The sequence below is a fragment of the Bifidobacterium pullorum subsp. saeculare genome, from assembly GCF_016899725.1.
Taxonomy (GTDB): Bacteria; Actinomycetota; Actinomycetes; order Actinomycetales; family Bifidobacteriaceae; genus Bifidobacterium; species Bifidobacterium pullorum_C.
Map to the genome: position 1 here is coordinate 1 of NZ_JACLYU010000200.1, position 457 is coordinate 457.

1 protein-coding gene is annotated in these 457 nt (G+C 59.3%); it reads left to right on the plus strand.

Translation table 11 applies throughout. The annotated features are described in order from the left end of the window. Window positions 1–18: 18 nt before the first annotated feature. Window positions 19–457 (plus strand): hypothetical protein (locus tag H7U32_RS10155; protein ID WP_204469905.1); only part of this gene is annotated, 439 nt, incomplete at its 3' end.

A 457-nucleotide genomic window follows, 5' to 3' on the forward strand; every position in this document is an offset into this window, starting at 1 on the left:
GTGTTGTCCCCTGCGGCAATGACGCCGCTTGTTCCGGGGACTCTATTCTTTGAACGCTATACTGTCCTCGCGCTCCTCTCTGCGGAAGAACGCTTAAATATTTACCGTGTGGCGGCGATGCAGCGCTGCGCGGTCTGCGGTGTCGAAAATGACGGCAGCGCAGAAGTTTGCGGCTTTTGTGGCAATCGTCTGCCGCCCGCTCTTACGCGTCGCGTGATCGAACAGCGCGCCCCCGAAACCGGCGCGCCCCTTCCTTCGACCAGTTTTTTGCTCGACGGCAAAATCTATATGTTTGTGCCCGATACGGATGGGGCGTTGGATAACTCGCCCAGCGCCGTGCGTTTGACCTATGGGTATCAGAGCAATGCCGGGATCCAGCGGGGCGTTTCCGGAGAGCCCAATCAGGATGCCCTCGGCATTTTGCACCTGACCGCACAATATGCGGACGGTTCGCCCG